17 protein-coding genes and 1 tRNA gene are annotated in these 17,484 nt (G+C 50.1%); 17 read left to right on the forward strand and 1 reads right to left on the reverse strand.

Going from position 1 to position 17,484, the window contains the following annotated elements; translation table 11 throughout:
* The first annotated feature begins 1 nt into the window (after position 1).
* The 9 genes from WC052_02365 (at position 2) to rplL (ending at position 7,767) form a co-directional block, all read left to right on the forward strand.
* On the forward strand, positions 2-1,201 hold the full coding sequence (locus WC052_02365; GenBank protein ID MFA7286481.1) for a hypothetical protein: 1,200 nt from the start codon (positions 2-4) through the stop codon (positions 1,199-1,201).
* Entirely contained in the window at positions 1,198-2,724 is a 1,527-nt protein-coding gene (gene gpmI, locus WC052_02370; GenBank protein MFA7286482.1) for a 2,3-bisphosphoglycerate-independent phosphoglycerate mutase, read from the forward strand. The genes WC052_02365 and gpmI overlap by 4 nt, the downstream gene beginning before the upstream one ends.
* 3 nt (positions 2,725-2,727) lie before the next feature.
* Positions 2,728-3,582, forward strand: a complete 855-nt coding sequence (gene mutM / locus WC052_02375; protein ID MFA7286483.1) for a bifunctional DNA-formamidopyrimidine glycosylase/DNA-(apurinic or apyrimidinic site) lyase — start codon at positions 2,728-2,730, stop codon at positions 3,580-3,582.
* Positions 3,583-3,604: 22 nt separating this feature from the next.
* A complete protein-coding gene (locus WC052_02380; protein MFA7286484.1) occupies positions 3,605-4,291 on the forward strand; it encodes an HAD family phosphatase in 687 nt (228 codons plus the stop codon).
* Between the two features lie 47 nt (positions 4,292-4,338).
* Positions 4,339-4,902, forward strand: coding sequence for an NUDIX hydrolase (locus tag WC052_02385; GenBank protein MFA7286485.1), 564 nt, complete (start codon positions 4,339-4,341; stop codon positions 4,900-4,902).
* 2 nt (positions 4,903-4,904) lie between these two features.
* Complete coding sequence (gene mltG / locus WC052_02390) at positions 4,905-5,942, forward strand: endolytic transglycosylase MltG (GenBank protein ID MFA7286486.1); 1,038 nt, start codon at positions 4,905-4,907, stop codon at positions 5,940-5,942.
* A gap of 5 nt (positions 5,943-5,947) precedes the next feature.
* Positions 5,948-6,625 carry a UMP kinase gene (locus tag WC052_02395; protein ID MFA7286487.1) on the forward strand — a complete coding sequence of 226 codons (678 nt, stop codon included), beginning with the start codon at positions 5,948-5,950 and terminating at the stop codon, positions 6,623-6,625.
* Positions 6,626-6,783: 158 nt separating this feature from the next.
* Positions 6,784-7,317 carry a 50S ribosomal protein L10 gene (gene rplJ / locus WC052_02400; GenBank protein ID MFA7286488.1) on the forward strand — a complete coding sequence of 178 codons (534 nt, stop codon included), beginning with the start codon at positions 6,784-6,786 and terminating at the stop codon, positions 7,315-7,317.
* Between the two features lie 33 nt (positions 7,318-7,350).
* On the forward strand, positions 7,351-7,767 hold the full coding sequence (gene rplL, locus WC052_02405) for a 50S ribosomal protein L7/L12 (protein ID MFA7286489.1): 417 nt from the start codon (positions 7,351-7,353) through the stop codon (positions 7,765-7,767).
* 48 nt (positions 7,768-7,815) lie between these two features.
* On the opposite strand, the gene WC052_02410 is transcribed toward rplL, so the two are convergent.
* Entirely contained in the window at positions 7,816-9,954 is a 2,139-nt protein-coding gene (locus WC052_02410; protein MFA7286490.1) for a hypothetical protein, read from the reverse strand.
* A 62-nt stretch (positions 9,955-10,016) separates the two neighbouring features.
* On the opposite strand from WC052_02410, the gene WC052_02415 reads away from it, so the two are divergent.
* From WC052_02415 to WC052_02450, 8 genes are all read left to right on the forward strand, one after another.
* Positions 10,017-10,634, forward strand: coding sequence for a hypothetical protein (locus tag WC052_02415; GenBank protein MFA7286491.1), 618 nt, complete (start codon positions 10,017-10,019; stop codon positions 10,632-10,634).
* Positions 10,609-11,010 (forward strand): hypothetical protein, encoded by a 402-nt coding sequence (locus tag WC052_02420; GenBank protein ID MFA7286492.1) that lies wholly within the window; start codon positions 10,609-10,611, stop codon positions 11,008-11,010. The genes WC052_02415 and WC052_02420 overlap by 26 nt, the downstream gene beginning before the upstream one ends.
* Positions 11,011-11,162: 152 nt before the next feature.
* Entirely contained in the window at positions 11,163-11,630 is a 468-nt protein-coding gene (gene mraZ / locus WC052_02425; protein MFA7286493.1) for a division/cell wall cluster transcriptional repressor MraZ, read from the forward strand.
* 7 nt (positions 11,631-11,637) lie between these two features.
* Positions 11,638-12,549, forward strand: a complete 912-nt coding sequence (gene rsmH, locus WC052_02430) for a 16S rRNA (cytosine(1402)-N(4))-methyltransferase RsmH (GenBank protein MFA7286494.1) — start codon at positions 11,638-11,640, stop codon at positions 12,547-12,549.
* A gap of 17 nt (positions 12,550-12,566) precedes the next feature.
* Complete coding sequence (locus WC052_02435) at positions 12,567-12,866, forward strand: hypothetical protein (GenBank protein ID MFA7286495.1); 300 nt, start codon at positions 12,567-12,569, stop codon at positions 12,864-12,866.
* 3 nt (positions 12,867-12,869) lie between these two features.
* Positions 12,870-14,627 carry a penicillin-binding protein 2 gene (locus WC052_02440; protein MFA7286496.1) on the forward strand — a complete coding sequence of 586 codons (1,758 nt, stop codon included), beginning with the start codon at positions 12,870-12,872 and terminating at the stop codon, positions 14,625-14,627.
* 3 nt (positions 14,628-14,630) lie between these two features.
* Positions 14,631-15,926 (forward strand): UDP-N-acetylmuramoyl-tripeptide--D-alanyl-D-alanine ligase, encoded by a 1,296-nt coding sequence (gene murF, locus WC052_02445; GenBank protein MFA7286497.1) that lies wholly within the window; start codon positions 14,631-14,633, stop codon positions 15,924-15,926.
* Between the two features lie 42 nt (positions 15,927-15,968).
* A tRNA-Glu gene (locus WC052_02450) sits at positions 15,969-16,043 on the forward strand.
* Positions 16,044-17,484 lie beyond the last annotated feature (1,441 nt).

Genomic DNA, 17,484 nt, shown 5'->3' on the forward strand with positions numbered 1-17,484 from the left:
TATGGATATTTTTGGTATTCGGCGACTCTCAGCGCATCCTGTTTTTACCGTGGACCATACTGACGGCGTTACTGTGGTGGCCGAGACGTTGGTTGGTCACCGTGGCGTCGCCGTAGTTGCGTTGCCGCACCATGTTGCGGTTGACATAGCGAATAGCATAAATAAGACATTTCATAATGGGCTCTTGGGTTGTAACGCTACTGACCAGACTGCGGTTGACGATAGACTTACCGCTGTGCGCTCATCTCTGAAACAGACAACGCCACTCTCGGTTACCAGGGCAATTTCCACAGCCATTGCTCGAGCTGGTGCCAACGCGACTGGCCGTGAATTGGCAGCGCATTTGCGAGAATTTGCGCCATTCGCGGGACCGGGTTGGCATGCGCCAACACCTGTCTTTGATGCCTTTGGGCAAGGTGAAGTCGGTGGTTTAGTGACCTTTGCAATTAATCCACGCCCGGCCCGCGGTGCGCGTCGTTCGATTTCACAACTATTAACCGCCGGTCGTCGTCTGTTTACTTTTTTACCACGATCACTGCACAGTATTGGGCACGTGCCTGTGGTGAGTTCGACGGGCGGTTGGCATACCCCCGACATTGGGGTACGCGACGCGCTCGATGCCTTGGTGCTCGCTCGACATACGGCTGGCATCGATGAAGCTGATATTCGTTTTGGTCTGCGGCGAGAACCGCACATATTTTTTGCACCTCATTTGGGCGTTCTGCAATCGGGGAATAACGACCAGCTAGTACTCGATACGGGGGCTTTAGGGGCGGCGTACGGTGAACTTGCTCGTCGGTATCCACTGGGCATGCTGGAAGACCCATTTCGTACGGACAGTTGGGAGCAGTGGCGAAGCGGTCGACAGCAGTTACCGAATACACAATTTATGGCTGACCGGGCGGTATCGTTGAGCGACACGGCGTTGGTGGCGGCGGCGACGAGCGATGCAATTCATGGCGTCGTTGTGAACATGGACTTGGCGCCAACACTTTCTGACGCTGTGCGTTTTGCTGTTCGTGCCAAAGGGGCTGGCCTTGATCGTTTAGTTGCCGCCGCAACTGACAGCACTGATCCTGTCGCGGTTGATGTCGCGGTGGCCATTGGCGCTGAGTATATTCGTCTCGGCACCACCAGTCGCTTTGAACATGTTGGTCAGTACAATCGCTTAAACGAATTGGCGGTGTCACTTGGTTTATGATTGCTCGACAGCCGTTCGTTTTAGTAATCCTCGATGGGTGGGGTATTGCACCAGCCGGGCCGGGGAACGCTATCGCCCTTGCTCATAAGCCAACCTATGATGCGCTTATTGAGCGTTATCCAGCAACGACAGTTACCGCTTCGGGGGACGCAGTTGGTTTGTTACACAATGCGGCTGGAAACTCCGAAGCTGGTCACATGAATCTTGGTGGTGGTCGAATTGTGAAGCAGCAAGTGCGTATTATTTCTGACGCTATTGAAGATGGTTCTTTTTTTACTAATCCAGCGTTTTCTTCCTTGCTTCATCATGTTACAAGCGGCACGCGCCGAGTGCATTTGATGGGATTGTTATCAAGTGACCAAAGCCCGCATAGCCATCCGTCGCACCTGGTGGCACTCCGACAGTTATGCCGTGATGCGGGTGTTTCCGTTTTTTTTCATCTCTTTACAGATGGCCGCGATTCGTCGCCGCGCGCCGCAGCAGATTTTTTGAATGCGTTTGACCTGCACCCCAGTGAGCGCATTGCTTCGATTTGTGGGCGAGCGTATGCAATGGATCGTAAGAATGATTGGTCGAGAACAGCAGCTGCGTACAACATGCTCGTCGATGGTCGCGGTGCACAGGCCGACAGCGCAGCCTCGGCAATTGCCGCAGCGTACGCGCGCGGTGAAACAGACGAGTTTATTACGCCGACAGTTATCGACGTCGACGGTTGCGTTCAAGACGGAGATGGGGTGCTGTTTTTTAATTTTCGAGCCGATCGGGCTCGACAATTAACAAAAGCGTTTGTGCAACCTGACTTTGAAGTAAAAAACCAGCCGGCCTTTGCCCGACGTCTACTTGCCAACCTGGCGTTCGTTACGCTGACTGATTATGGCCCTGAACTGACGAAGGTGAAGTTTGGTTATCCTGAAATCACCGTGGCCGAGAGTTTGCCTTTTGCGCTGCAGTTACTACGGCAGTGTTATATTGGAGAGAGTGAAAAATTTGCCCACGTGACCTACTTTTTTAATGGTGGCCATGCTGGCCCGGTTGCTGGTGAAGAGCGTATTCGCATTTCTTCGCCTGACGTCTTGCATTACGATACAGCGCCAGATATGGCTGCGGTAGAAATTACCGACGCAGTTTTGTCATCAATCGCTACAGAAAAAACTGAGTTCATTGTTGTTAATTTTGCGAACGCCGATATGCTGGGGCATACGGAAAACATAGCCGCGGCGGTGCGTGGGGTGGAATGTATTGATCGGTGTCTCGGGAGAATAGTGAACGCTGCTTTAAAAAAACACGGAACAGTTCTTATTACCGCTGACCATGGTAATGCTGAAATCATGCGCACTCCTGACGGTCAACCATTCACCGAACATACCACTTCGCCAGTACCTTGCATTGTCGTGAGTGAGCAGCTGCGAGCGAATCGCCAATCACTTCGGCCTGGCATTCTCGCTGATATTGCGCCGACAGTTCTTGAGCTTCTGCGCCTACCTAAGCCAGAGGGCATGACCGGTACGTCGCTTATTAGCTAACCCATGCCTGAACTTCCTGAGGTTGAAACGCTTCGTTGCGATCTGTCACGACGGATTATCGGCGAAGTAATTGAGAGTGTTTCTGTCGGTAATAGGAAAATGGTTTCGCCAGCCAAATCTTTCTCCCGCTTACTGAAAGGTCAGCGTATTACGGCGGTCAACCGGCGCGGTAAGCTGCTCATACTAGACGTAGCGAGTGGGTTGCGGCTGCATGTACATTTGAAAATGACCGGTCAGTTGGTGTATCGCAGAGGACGGGTGCTCGTTGTTGGCGGACATGCCATTCTCGGCGCGACAGCGGTTCCGAATTCGTATACCCAGTTACTGTTTCGGTTTCGGAATAAGGGCGAGCTCTATTTTAATGACCAGCGGCAGTTCGGGTATGCAAAAATACTCACCCTAGCCGCCTCTGACGAGGTAGTACAACGTTTTGGCCCTGAACCGCTAGCCAAAAATTTCACCCGAGCGCGTTTGACGTCGCAGCTTGCAAGACGTTCTCGTACGTCACTTAAAGCTGCCCTTTTAGATCAATCGGTTCTGGCTGGTGTTGGAAATATTTATGCGGACGAAATATGCTTTCGAGCGGGTCTTCGACCCGAACGTCAAGTCCAGTCACTAACGCAGAACGACCAGCAGCGCTTGTGGCGTAGCATTCGTGCAATTCTTCAGCGCAGCGTTCGACTACGGGGGACAATGCGAAGTACGTATCGGAGAGATGATGCTCGTGATGGGCGATATTGGCCATACATCGCAGTGTATGGCCGAGGCGGAAAACCGTGTCGAAATTGTGGCACCCCACTTGAACGGTTTCGAGTGGCCGGTAGGGGAACCGTGTGCTGCCCGATATGCCAGCGATGAGTGGGTGTGATAGGATAGGGCAATGAAGACAAATAAAGTTGCGATTTTTGATATTGACGGAACAATTTTTCGTTCCAGTCTTCTGATTGAGTTTAACAAAGGATTGGTTCGGGCTGGCGTATTGCCACAAAAATCGACGGTAGAAATTCTTGACGCGTATGAAGCGTGGGTTGAACGACGCGGCTCCTATGACGACTATATCAGCCAGGTGGTCGCCATGCATGCCCGATATATACGCGGGACCGAGCAGCGATATGTCGCCGCTGTTGCTGATCTTGTTTTTTTGCGTCATCGAAATCGCGTGTACCGCTATACACGGGATTTAGTGCACAGGCTGGCGCCAACGCACTCGCTTTTGGCTATCTCGGGTTCACCCGCAGAAATGGTGCAACCTTTCGGTCACTACTTTGGCTTTGATAAAACATGGGGCACTGTTTATGAAGTTGATACGGCTGGTCGATATACCGGTCAGGTTTTGGATCGTCGTTCAGTAGACGATAAGGAAAAGATTTTGAGGGAATACTTAGCGGAGGCTGGTTTATCGCTCGATGATTCTTGGGGCGTGGGAGACACTGAAACCGACGTGAGTTTCTTGTCTGTTGTTACCCATCCGATTGCTTTTAATCCTACGTCAGGATTACGTGAACAGGCGAAGTCTCATTCGTGGCCAGTGATTGTGGAGCGGAAAGACGTTATTTATGAGATTTAAACTGAACCGTTGACGGAAGACCACAATTTCGTTACTTTCTACTCACTATGAGCGAAATAAAACCCTGGAAAATTTTGCAGTCAGACTACGTTGTTGAGAATGAAAAGTATCGATTACGCAAAGACATTTGTCAGGTACCCGATGGCACTATTATTCAAGATTATTTTGTTCGCGAAGAGCCGGACGCGGTTATTATGTGTTGCGTCACGAAAGACAATAACGTTGTGCTCGTCCGACAGTATCGTCATGGTCTTGGTGCCACGACGTTAGAGTTTCCCGGCGGATATATTAGTCGGCATGATATCAATGCTGTTGAGGCCATGCGACGCGAGTTGATGGAGGAAACAGGTTTTTCTGTTGATCGTGTCGAGCCGCTTGGCACATTTATATTGGCGCCGTCAACGGCCGCGGCTAAAGTGACGGTGTATTTAGGAACTGACGGAGAACGTATTACTGCGCCGCAGTATATTCCGGATGAACATACCGAGGTAGAGCTGGTAACGGTCGCCGCACTGCCCGAGTTACTTAAGAACCCGGATTTTGTGAGTATGGTACACGTTGCAGCGTTATCACTAGCGCTCAGCGCGCTCGGCGGTCACGACAAACAGTAACCATGAAGACGGCTCGGTCTTTTTCTTTATTTTTTCTTGCGGTAGGCGCATTGGTATTTGCGCTTCTTTTGTATCTCGGTAACTTTACTAATACGTTGTTGCGTCCAGCGGGGAATGGTGAAGCGACAGTTATGGTCGCAATTCCCTCGGGCAGTAGTTTGAGAACAATTAGCGATACACTGGCACGGTCAGGTGTTGTTACCAATCCACGTGCTTTTCAAGTCTATGTGTGGCTACGTGGTTGGTCGAAATCAATTAAAGCAGGGGAGTACGAACTACCACGAAACCTTAATGTACGGGAACTTGCCTACGTGCTTCTCGATGGTAACCCAACGTTCAATGAGCGAACCATCACGGTGATTGAAGGATGGACGGTCAGTGAGGTAGCGCACTACTTGGCGACGCAAGGGGTCGTTAATGAGGACGATTTTTTAAAAGCGGTGAATCGCCAAGCGGCGCACGCCACCGTGTCTGTTATGTCGGACAAACCGGCCAGTGCTTCACTTGAAGGCTATCTTTTTCCAGATAGTTATCGAATTTATAAAGGGGCAAGTGCAGACGAGGTAATTGCTAAGATGCTCAGCACGCTAGATCAAAAGTTCACGTCTGAAATGCGCGAAGCGGTTGCGGCTCGTGGCGGCACGGTATATGAAACGTTAATTTTGGCGAGTATTTTAGAACGAGAAATAAAACATCAGGAAGATTTACCACGCGCGGCCGGAGTGTTTATGAACCGGCTAGCCGCCGGTGAATTATTACAATCAGACGCGACGCTTAACTATGTGTTGCCTGAGAACGAACGTTCCGAGCGCCTAAGCCTCGAGCAAGTTGGGGCGACGTCTCCGTATAATACCTATCGTAATCCCGGATTGCCACCAACACCCATTAGCAATCCAGGTCTTGCCGCTATTCGGGCCGCCGTGTATCCCGCCACAACAAAAGAGTGGTACTTTTTGACAGACAAATCAGGGGTAACGCATTTTGCTGAAACATACGCTGAGCACCTAGCAAATAAGCGTCAGTATTTTAACGGACAGTAAGCACTATGAATAACTGGAGTGTCATTTCTCTTGGTGGTTCGATTATAGTTCCAGATGCTATTTCGGTTAGCTTCCTTCGACGGTTTCGCACATTACTCTTGTCATTTCCGAGTCGTCGATTCGCTATAATTTGTGGCGGTGGTAATACCAATCGGATCTATAACGCAGCCGCGAAAGCAATAGGTAAACCAACTGACGACGACCTTGATTGGATTGGGATTCGGTCATTAACGTTGAATGCCGAATTGCTGCGGTCAGCCTTTGGTTCACAAGCGTATGCAAGCGTAATCGCGAATCCAGCGGACTTGAAGCAACTGCCGAAAGAGCGAATTATCATCGGCGCGGCGTATAAGCCAGGTTGTTCGTCTGATCTTGATGCCGTGCTGTGGGCCAAGCGACTTCAGTCGAAGCTGGTTTTGAACCTTTCTAACATCACGCATGTCTATAGTGCTGATCCGAAACGCGATAAGTCGGCCGTACCGCTGTCAAAACTTTCTTGGCCGGCGTACCGTCGCATTGTGGGAAACCATTGGACGCCACGCCTTAATTCGCCATTTGATCCAAAAGCCGCCGCCTTAGCAGAGAAACTGGGTATAGCGGCCAATATTATGGATGGCCGAAAGCTAGTAAACGTGCGTCGCGCTATACAAGGCAAATCTTTCGTTGGTACTCGTTTGGGGTAGTATATTGACAGTTTTCACAGCGTCATCTATTCTAGCTCAGTAGCCAGAGACCGTAGGTATCCATCAAGGATTTAAGCCGATAAGGGCCTACCGAGGCAGATCCGTACGAACTGTACGGCACCTCAGCAGCGGCTAATCCGTTGTTTTTTTATACCATTATGCCAAAAACACGAGAAAAAAAGCACGAAGAAATTGAAGCTTTAGTTGCCGAAGCGCAAAAGGCCAAGGGTGTTGTATTTGCAAACTTTGCCGGTCTGACTGTCGGCGAGGTGAGCGCGCTACGACGAGAGTGCCAAGTTAAGGGCGTTACGTATCTCGTTGCTAAAAAGACGCTCCTCAAAAGGGCTTTCGAAGCGGTTGGCATAACGGCTGATCCAAAACAAATTCAGGGTAACGTTGCCGTGATTTTTGGTTCCGAGGATGAGCTTGCCCCAGCAAAAGTTATTAGCGGTTTTGCGAAGACGCACGATAAGCTTCAGTTTTCTGGTGGTCTGATGTCGACGCCAAGTGGCTGGCATCTTTTGTCAGTTGCCGACGTAAAAGGTTTGGCCATGTTGCCAAGCAAAGAAGAGCTTATTGCTAAGCTGGTTGGTTCACTGGCGGCGCCATTACGTGGCACCTTGGGTGTTTTGTCTGGTCCTAGCCGGTCACTCGTGCAAGTGCTTTCGGCAATTGCGCAGACCAAATCATAATTTGTCATTACTTTATTTACTTTCTGTAAAAATATGTCTGAAGAAACCGCAAAGGATTCAGAGGTCGAAGTTCCCGCGAAGTTTAAAGAGTTCGTAGAAACGATTTCCGGTATGTCGGTTATCGACCTTGCGGAACTCGTGAAGATTTTAGAGAAGAAGTTCGGTGTGTCTTCGGCTGCCCCAATGATGATGGCGGGTGCGGCTGCTCCCGCTGCAGCTGACGCTGGGGATGATGCACCAGCAACGGTAAACATTGAACTCACTGAAGCTGGTACGAACAAAATCGGCGTTATTAAAGTGGTTCGAGAGATTACAGAGAAGGGCCTCAAGGAGGCAAAGGACCTCGTTGATGGTGCGCCACAGATTGTTAAGGAAGGTGTGCCGAAGGCTGAAGCCGACGTTATTAAGAAGAAAATTGAAGAGGCAGGCGGTAAGGTTACGTACAAGTAAAAGGATTTTTCCAATAAAAAGAACCCCGACTTGTCGGGGTTCTTTTTATTATTGTCCCAGTGGCACTTCTAAAATAGTTGAGTCGCTGAGAAGGTATAGCGTACGACCGTCGTTTGAAATACTGAAATCACGAATCTCTCTGTCCGCTAAAGCGTACTGATGAAGTAATTTTCCTGAAGATTTTTCCCAAATTACAATACGGTGTTGGCTTGCATCAAGCGCGTAGAGGTATGGTGATTGTGCTCGGCCAATAAGTTTTTTGAAATCTCCGCTGGCATCTACCGGCGCGTTAGCAATCCAGGTATCACGAGCGCCGGCGGAGAAACGAATGATGCTGCCAGAACGACTTAGTACATACACCGAACCATCAACCACTATTCCTGAGGCGTTAGCCACTTCCGCCGGTGCGGTACCAGAGAGCCACGGCGCCGGACTGCCGAAGCCGCTCGATGAGTTAGTAAATCGGTAAATTTGTTTTTCACTTGGAACAACAGCGTAGAGCCGCCCGTTATAGAATGCAACATCGATACTGTTTGGAAACGTCGCTGTAAAAGGTATAGCGGTTAACGTGTTTGTTTCTGAAGAAAAAGTTGCGAGACCCGGACCGTCTGTCATGAGAATAATACCCTCAGCGTCATCAAGTTTTACGGAACGCACTGAAGGAACATTTACAGAAGTGACTGGTAATTTGGTGAGGACGCCGTTTGTAAAACCAGCCACGGCATTGTCGGATTGAAAAACATAGAGCGAATCTTTGCTGGCTACTATACCGATGGGTGCCGCGAGCATCGTGGCAGGTATGGCGGCGATGGTTTTGGCGTCTGAGATAATTGTTACTTTGGCAATTCGTTCGCGGATACTTTTAAGTTGCGCTTCGAGCACCGCTCGCTCTTCACGTTGACGCGTGGTGCGTTGTGGGTAATTGGTAATGAGCGTCGTCGCCTCTGCGATAAGTTGAGCAGCAGAAGTGTCGTCGCCAAAGATGATGCTTGATTCGGCGCGATCAAGTTTGTCCTGGGCACTAGTAATAAGCTCATTATTTTGCGTTATGGTCTGCTGGCGAGTTTGTCTGTCAGCCAAGTACACCAATGTTTGACTAAAGAGGTAGGCAAAGAGAAGCGCGATAATCAGTAAGCGTTGGCTACGGCGGGGGAGTTGTGAAAGGTGATGCGAAATCTTTTTCATGAGCGCGTTCCAGCGGTCAGTCGTTATTCGCGGTTGTGAAATAGTTGGAATGGTTTTGCCACGAATTCTGTCCGGTATGGTAACGAGTAAAACCATGCTGTGTATGACAGCACCAGCTACGAGACGCAATGTCTGGCCAATCTGTTCACTCGCGGCTTGCGGTAGTCCTGGCCGCTTTCGTAGTACACCCTTTAAGGTTGAAATTGCTGGATACCCCTCCGGCGCTAAAAGGGTTGCCGTTGTTTGCCGTTGCTGTTCCAACGATGCCATTGAGGCAGTGACGCCCGTTTTACCAGCTGCCACTGGCAGTGTTTCACCGATACGTAAGAGCAGCGCGCCAAAACCCATGCGCCCGTGAAGACTCATTAATGCTTGCTCAAGGACGGCCCTGGCCCCGTCGATTGGTTCATCAGCAATAATATTTTCGATACGGGGTAAACCCAATGCGTCTAGTATTGATTCAGTTGTCATAAATAAGGTGTCGCCCTTACTGCCAGTACCACTTACAATACTGGCGGTGGCCAGCCCGGTATCCTTTTCCATTTTGCTTTTCCCCGTTGCAGTAACGGGAACCCAACGGAAGTGGCGACTGCCATCAGTTGACGTATGGCCATGCAATAGGTAGCCAGCAATGTCACCGCGGTGGGTTAGGTGAATGTGCGTGTCATTTACCGCGCCAAGACAAAAAGATACGTCGTCATATTTTACTGACTTTGTTTCAAGCAGTAGTTGGCGTAACTTTTTGACCAAACGTTGCCGAGTCGCGGCCAATGCCCGGTCAACCGTTGCTGCGGGCTTGGCAGATTCTTCAGCAAACATGCGAACAGTAAAATCAATGAGGCCACGCACCCATTGAACAAGAGGTTCGATTTCATTTACCTTAATCAGAACAAAGAACGTCAGCTCACCGCCGTCGTTTTTTGCTGCCAGTGTTACCTTTCCTACGACGGTATCAAGTGCCGTCTTGGGGGCTACAAGAATTGTATTTTTTGTGTACGCCATGATTGCTCTCGCATGCTGTGCTGTAGTATACTACAGCACGGTACTTATCACAGCTATATCGTATGCCAACTGTTGAGCACATCATGGGGTCCAGGGAGTCGTTACGACTCCTGAAATTTTTTTTATTTCATCCCGAGGAGACCTTTACCTTCGCCCAGTTGCGTCGTCGCATGGGTGCGTCCTCGCTCAGGGATCGTCGTACGCTCAGAGTCATGGTGGTTATGAAAGCTATTATTCAAGAGGGACTTGGTGAAGCTGCTACCTTCCGAGTGAATACTGATTGGCTCCTGTATCCCGAATTTCGAGCATTGTTTGTGAAGGCGCAATTACTGGTCGAGCGAGATCTCATCGACCGTTTGCAGCGTTCAGGTGCCGTTAGCCTCCTTATCTTGGCAGGGTTATTCGTGGGCGACCCGGCCGCCGCGACCGATATTTTAATTGTTGGTCGAGTAAATACCCGTTCGGCCGCACGGTATCTCCGGGCATTCGAACAAGATATTGGTCGTGAATTAAACTACACAATTCTTTCCGTTGCGGAGTTTAAGTATAGAAAAAACGTTGGTGATCGATTTCTCTATGCAATTCTAGAGAAGCCACATCTGGTGGTGGTTGACGCGATTGAGCGACCGATAGCAAAGAAAGTAGTTGCGAAACATGGTAGTCGGAAGCGAAAAAAGTGAACGGTGGCTGGTGCTTGAGCCTATTGACGACGGGAGCATCAGGGTCATGGCAGTTGCGGGTGAGGTTGTACGAGAGGTAGCCCTATTTGATCGGCTTCGTTTACGGCAGGTTGGATTATCCAATCTTATATTTGAGTGTAAAGCGCAATCAGCAAGTGCTACGGTCGGTTTGGCTTTAGTAAACGGTACAGGTTCCTTCACTAGCGCCAGATTGGCAGCGGCGGTCATGAATACTGCTCATTTCCTTGAAGGTCTTCCGATAGCACTTGCTAAAAAGCGTGCGGCCTCGTATCGAATTCGTGCTGTCAGCGTTGTGCGGCCGCTGTATAGTCGGCCAGCGAACATTACAAAAGCAAAGAAAAAACTCCATTTTTGAGGTGTCTTCTTCGTTTATAGTACTAACCCCCGATAGGGGGCTTTTTTGTAACAAGATTTGTTACTCCTGTGGTTGACGCTTGCGCTATCGTGGTGTAAAATGGTGTTAAAGTGGTTTGAAGTGGAAAAGAGTGGGGATAACTCTATTAAACTGTGGAGAAGATAAAGAAAGTAAAAGCAGCTGCCGTCATGTTCCTCGGTGAGTACCAGCATGTGCTGGACGAAAAGGGGAGAGTGGCGCTACCCGTTAAGTTTCGAACCCGATTACACGCGGGAGCGGTGGTGACGCGCGGCCTCGACAACTGCCTTTTTATTTATCCAGTAGCTGAGTGGCGGGTTTTAGCAGACCGTTTAGCAGCATTGCCAATCGCGCAGGCCAACACGCGTGCCTTCGCTCGATTAATGCTCGCCGGGGCGATGGAAACAAATGTCGATAAGCAAGGAAGGATGATGGTGCCTGACTATCTTCGCAGCTATGCGGGTCTGAATCGTAAGGTTGTCGTTGCTGGCCTTTATAACCGATTAGAATTGTGGAGTAGTGACGCCTGGGCACGGTATCGGTCTGGCACAGAAGAGAACAGTGTAGCTATTGCTGAGGCAATGAATAACGTGAACCTATAAGTATGGTATGGAGCGTACTCATAACCCCGTTCTACTATCGGAAGTACTGCGCGAGTTGGATCTCAGTGCAAATGATACGATTGTCGATGCTACGTTTGGGGGCGGTGGGCACACTCGAGCACTGCTTGAGGCAACGCAGCCAAATGGCATTGTTTTTGCTTTTGATAGAGACCCACAAGCAATTGCAGCAGCAGCTTCGCTTGCTCGGGTTCATCCTTTCAACGCAAATTTTGACGCCATGGAGAAGCTCATCCGACGGGATTATCCCAAGGCAGTTATTAATGGCGTTCTCTTCGATTTCGGTATCTCTTCCTTACAGCTTGCCGATTCATCGCTTGGACTCAGTTTTCAGTCCGACGTCCCGCTGGACATGCGGCTTGACCGATCAGGCGCTATGACGGCCGCCACCTATCTGAATGGTGTTTCGGAAGTCGAACTGGCTGATGCCATTTTTGCGTACGGCGAAGAGCGTGCGTCGAGAAGAATTGCTAAAGCTATTGTACTGGCTCGTCGACAAGCGAAGCTTGAAACCACCGGGCAATTGGTGCGCATTATAGAAACAGTATTACCACGACGAGGTCGACTACATCCGGCAACAAAGACGTTTCAAGCCATTCGCATTGTGGTGAACGACGAACTTGGTGCTATTGCCCGCGGTATTACCGCGGCACGTAATTTGCTCACGGTGGGTGGGAGAATCGTAGCAATTTCATTTCACTCGCTTGAAGATCGTATTGTAAAAAATACGTTCCGTGCCGCTGCTATGGAGTGCAGTTGTCCGAAGGGTGCGTCATGTTCGTGCCCGAATGGTCGTTGGCGGCTTTTGACCAAGAAGCCAATCGTTCCAAGTCGAACTGAACAAAAACAAAACCCTCGAGCTCGCAGTGCGAAGCTTCGAGTTATCGAAAAAATCGTATGATGCATCGTCAGCGCGTTATGTCGGTTCCATCAACTCAGAGGTATAGTCGCGTGGTCACCGTTGCGCTTGCTGCAAGTTGCGCTGGTTTTTTTGCGTTATATATAGTACTCGCGAATCATGTTTCAACACGAGGGTATGAATTAGCACGGGTCCAAGCACGGGTCGAGGCTGAACAGTCGACTTTAGAAACGGTTCAATTAGAAATTTCAGCGGCCAAAGCTTTAAATCGTATCGAGGCTGAAGCCGTCTCGCTTTCCCTCGCCCCGGTTGGAGCGGCTGAGTACGGTAGTGCGGCGACCGCTGTTGCAACTCGGTAGGGTATGAGCTGGGCCGGGTATGAGCAGGCGCCCAAAAAAAGCGGAACGAATGAGGTAGTGAGTCACGGACGTTGGAGAATAGTAAAGCTATGCATTTGCTTCGCTTTGGTAAGTATTTCATTTCGTCTTTGGCACTTGCAGGTGCGAGGGCACGATGCCTACGCACAGCAAGCCGTTGATCAGCAGACCGCCTATCAGTTGCTGACGCCGGAACGGGGAATCATATATGCTTCGGACAGTGCTGGAAAAGGAGATGTCGTGCCAATTGCTGTCAATCGCGACGCCTTTTTTGTATACGCTGAGCCGAAAAAAATTGAAGATGTTGCCGCGGCGGTTGGTGCGCTTGCACCACTCATTGGGAAAGATCCAGAGGTGCTTCGAAAGCAACTCGACCAGCCACAGGACCCTTTCGAACCATTACTACATCGTGCGCCTAGTGAAGTTGCTGCGGCTGTTCGCGCCCTAGAAATGCCGGGCATTGGACTCATTACAGAACGTGAGCGTTTTTATCCTGGGAATAACATTGCGAGCCATGTCCTTGGGTTTGTGAGCTATCGCAATGATCGTCTGGTGGGTCAGTACGGGATTGAGGGTTCCATGAATGGTACGTTGGTCGGCGTGTCTGGCAGTGCAGACGCTGAACGTACGACCGGTGGCGTTCTCATTGCGCTTGGAGACAATGACACTGTGGCGGCGCAAAACGGCAGCGATGTTGTTCTGACGATTGATTGGACGCTCGAGTACAAAGCGTGCCGCTTGCTTGAAGATTGGGTGCGGGCACACGGGGCGAGTAGCGGCAGCCTCATTGTGATGAACCCAAAGACCGGCGCAATACTGGCCATGTGTGGTGCGCCTGATTTCAATCCAAATATTTACGGAGAGACAGAGCGCATTGTTGATTTTAACAACCCATCCATATTTTTAGATTACGAGCCGGGTTCCATTATGAAGCCACTAACGATGGCGGCGGCACTCGATCAGCAAAAAGTTTCACCCACCACCACTTATACCGACACGGGAGAGGTAAAAATTGGTTCAAAAACGATTCGGAACTCTGACAATAAAGCCAATGGTTTACAGACCATGACAGATGTTTTAACAAAGTCACTCAATACGGGCGCCATATACTCGATGCGACAAGTGGGGGTAGAGGTTTTTAGAAAATATTTAGTTGATTTCGGCTTTTCAGTGCCAACGGGAATTGAGTTACCTGGTGAAGCGACGGGCGACATTAGAAGTTTGCGAAGTGATAATGAAATTTATGGGGCGACAGCCTCATTCGGTCAAGGAATAACCACGACGCCGCTCCAAATGGTGACGGCATACGCGGCCATTGCGAACGGGGGCGAACTCATGCGCCCGTACATCATAAAAGAAATTCGGCAGAAAAATGGTACTGTAATTGAAACGAAGCCGACGGCTATTCGTCGTGTTATTCGAGAGCGTACGGCGGCGCTACTCTCTGGGATGCTTGTTACGGTCATTGATTCTGGTCATGGTAAGCGAGCCGGGGTAGCCGGTTACACGTTGGCAGGGAAAACGGGTACGGCAGAAATTGCGAGTCGCAATGGAGGCTATGAGGCCGGGGCGACCATTGGTTCTTTTGTTGGGTTCGGCCCGGTTCGCGACCCGCAGTTCGCTATGATTGTTCGAGTCGACAGACCTAAGGATGTTCAGTATGCCGAATCTTCAGCCGCGCCACTGTTTGGTCAAGTAGCAAAATTTTTACTACAGTATTATGAAATTCCACCGGACCGTTAATATATGAGAAGAATTCTTCAAGCCTTGCTGTACGTTTTAGCCGCTGCCACCCTTCGGCGACATGCAACGGTTGTTATCGGTGTTACTGGTTCAGTTGGTAAAACAACGACTAAAGATAGTGCGGCTATTGTGCTCGCAACGAAGTATCGGGTACGCGCCAGTGCGAAAAGTTATAACAATGAGTTTGGCTTGCCGCTCACAATTTTGGGCGAAGATAGCCCTGGCGGTTCGCTGGTTGGTTGGGTCGCACTCATTGTTCGCTCCAGTGCTCGACTTCTGTACTACCGTCGCCGTTCGTATCCGGAGGTATTGCTACTCGAGATGGGAGCTGATCATCCGGGGGACCTTGCGAAACTAACAGCCCTGGCTCGTCCGAAGATTTCCGTCGTGACCGCTATAGCTTCGGCGCATTTAGAATTTTTTACTTCGCTTGAAGAAGTTGCAAAAGAGAAGCGGACGTTATTTACTGTTCTAGCAAAAAATGGGGTAGCAATTATGAATGCCGATGATCCACTAGTAGCGGCGAGCGTGGTGCCAGACGGGGTTCGGGTACTCAGTTATGGCTTTTCTACGTGCGACGTTCGGGCGCATGATGTGGCAACAACCTTTGAGCGGACAGGTGAAACAGGGACGTCGGTGCAAGTAGTTACGAGTTTCAAGGTAACGACTGGCGGCTCGACTGTGCCGGTGCACCTCTATGGGCTCATGGGTGTTCCGGCTGTTACCTCGGCCTTGGCGGCTATAGCCATTGGGGTCGCAATGGACGTTACGGTTGTGGATGCCGCACATGCGCTAGCAGGTTACCAAGGAACCCCGGGCCGACTACGATTACTGCCAGGGGTTCGCGGTACGACACTCATTGATGACAGCTATAATGCTTCACCAAAAGCGGCCTTAGCTGCAGTGGATGTCTTAGCGTCAGTGCCGATTGTTGCCGGTCAGTGGCGCTGGGCAGTGCTTGGCAGTATGGCTGAACTGGGGTCAGACACAGAAAGCGGCCACACTTCGGTTGGGGAGTATATAGTACAGCGCGGCATAAGTGGTCTGGTTACTGTTGGCGAACGAGCTCGCATTATAGCCCAAGCGGCACGTAAGGCTGGCATGGATCCACACATGATTTTCTCATTTGCTAAGTCCACAGAAGCCGGCCAGTTTTTACAGGACAGACTGCAGACCGGCGACATAGTACTCGTGAAAGGTTCACAAATCATGCGCATGGAGCACGTCGTGAAGGAATTATTAGCGGAGCCGCTTCGTGCTGAAGAGTTGCTAGTACGGCAAAGTCCAGAGTGGCAATAACGTTGACGGAACTCACAAAAGCCGATACCTTTCCGCCATTGTGCCGCGTTCGTCTAATGGTTAGGACACCGCGTTCTCAACGCGGTAATACGGGTTCGATTCCCGTACGCGGTACCAAAAAGTTTCTGACCCATTTTGGGTCGGAAACTTTTTTTGTCGCTGAAGGGAATCGAACCCGGGAAAGGGGTCGGGGAAACGGTAGTTTCCCCGCAGCGGAATTATTCAAACCGAGGGGTTTGAAAGAGGAGCCTCGGCGACGAGGGTTCTAGAAGCGAAGCCGAGTCAGACTCGGCGAAGCGACGGATTCCCGTACGCGGTACCAACAAAAATCCGAGCCCATCTGGGCTGGGATTTTTGTTGTGTATGGAGCGACCCCGACCACGACGTGCGTCGGGGTACGCGGCCAGTATCCTGATGTTTATCTAGCGTATCCCGTGAAGCCTTGGCGAAACGGGATAGCGGTAAAGAACTTTCCGCTCGATGGGGAAAGTTATTTTGTTCAATCGGCATGTCCTGCCAGCGAGTGAAATGGGAAAGGTCATAAAGAGGAGTCCGCCCTGACGGACGACGAGGGTTCTAGAAGCGAAGCCAAGTCAGACTTGGCGAAACGGGATAGCGGTAGAAAACGTTCCGTTCGACGCAGATTTATTATGTTGAGATTAGCACCTGGCTTAAGTTTTAGTATCGTTTTAACTATGTTTCAATGTACTAGTACGATGAATATACTGAGAATTCTATTTTGTGAATACGCCATTGACAGTCACTATTTTTTAGGCTAAAGAAAGGTGTCCGTCATTGCGGACAGAGGCGAAACGTCATAAGACCTGTTCTCGAAAGAGAACGCACACTGGGATGTTTCGCCTCTCCCCTTGAGGTTGCAAATAAAACTTGTTGCTTCAAGGGGAGTACGTGGGTCTGTTAGTACTTAATGAGTACGCTGAGTTAACTGTACACCCTGGGGCGAGACGAGAGACGACCTGTTTCTTAGATGAAACGTAATTTGGTCTGTCTCGCCCCTCCCCTTAAGATTACAAAAGCAAACCTTGTAATTTTAAGGGGGGTACGTGGATCTGAATGTACTTCGGTACGTGCGTAATCATGCATCCCCTTGGGGCGAGACGAGGCGATTATTGTTTCTTAATTGAAACGTGTTTCGTGATGTCTCGCCCCTCCCCTTAAACTCACAAAAGCTAACTTTGTGGCTTTAAGGGGGTACGGAGAACTGAATGTACTTCGGTACGTTAGCAATGATGTATCCCCTTGGGGTGAGACGATATCGCAATTGTATCTTAACTGATACGTCTGTATTTTTGTCTCGCCCCTCCCCTTCAGATTACAAAAAAGTAGTTTGCAGTTTGAAGGGGAGTACGCATATGAAGATGTACCTCCTGGTACGGTAATCAGAGTGTACTCCTTGGGGCGAGACGATATGATGCTGGTATCTTAACTGGTACGTTTGTTGAAGTGTCTCGCCCCTCCCCCTAAGCTTAGGGCAATGCTCATTGTTGTAGGTTCAGGGGGAGGAAGGATAGGCCTGACTTCCAGTGAAACGTGTGTA

The sequence above is a fragment of the Patescibacteria group bacterium genome, assembly GCA_041675205.1.
Classification (GTDB): domain Bacteria; phylum Patescibacteriota; class Patescibacteriia; order GWA2-46-9; family GWA2-46-9; genus JBAYUF01.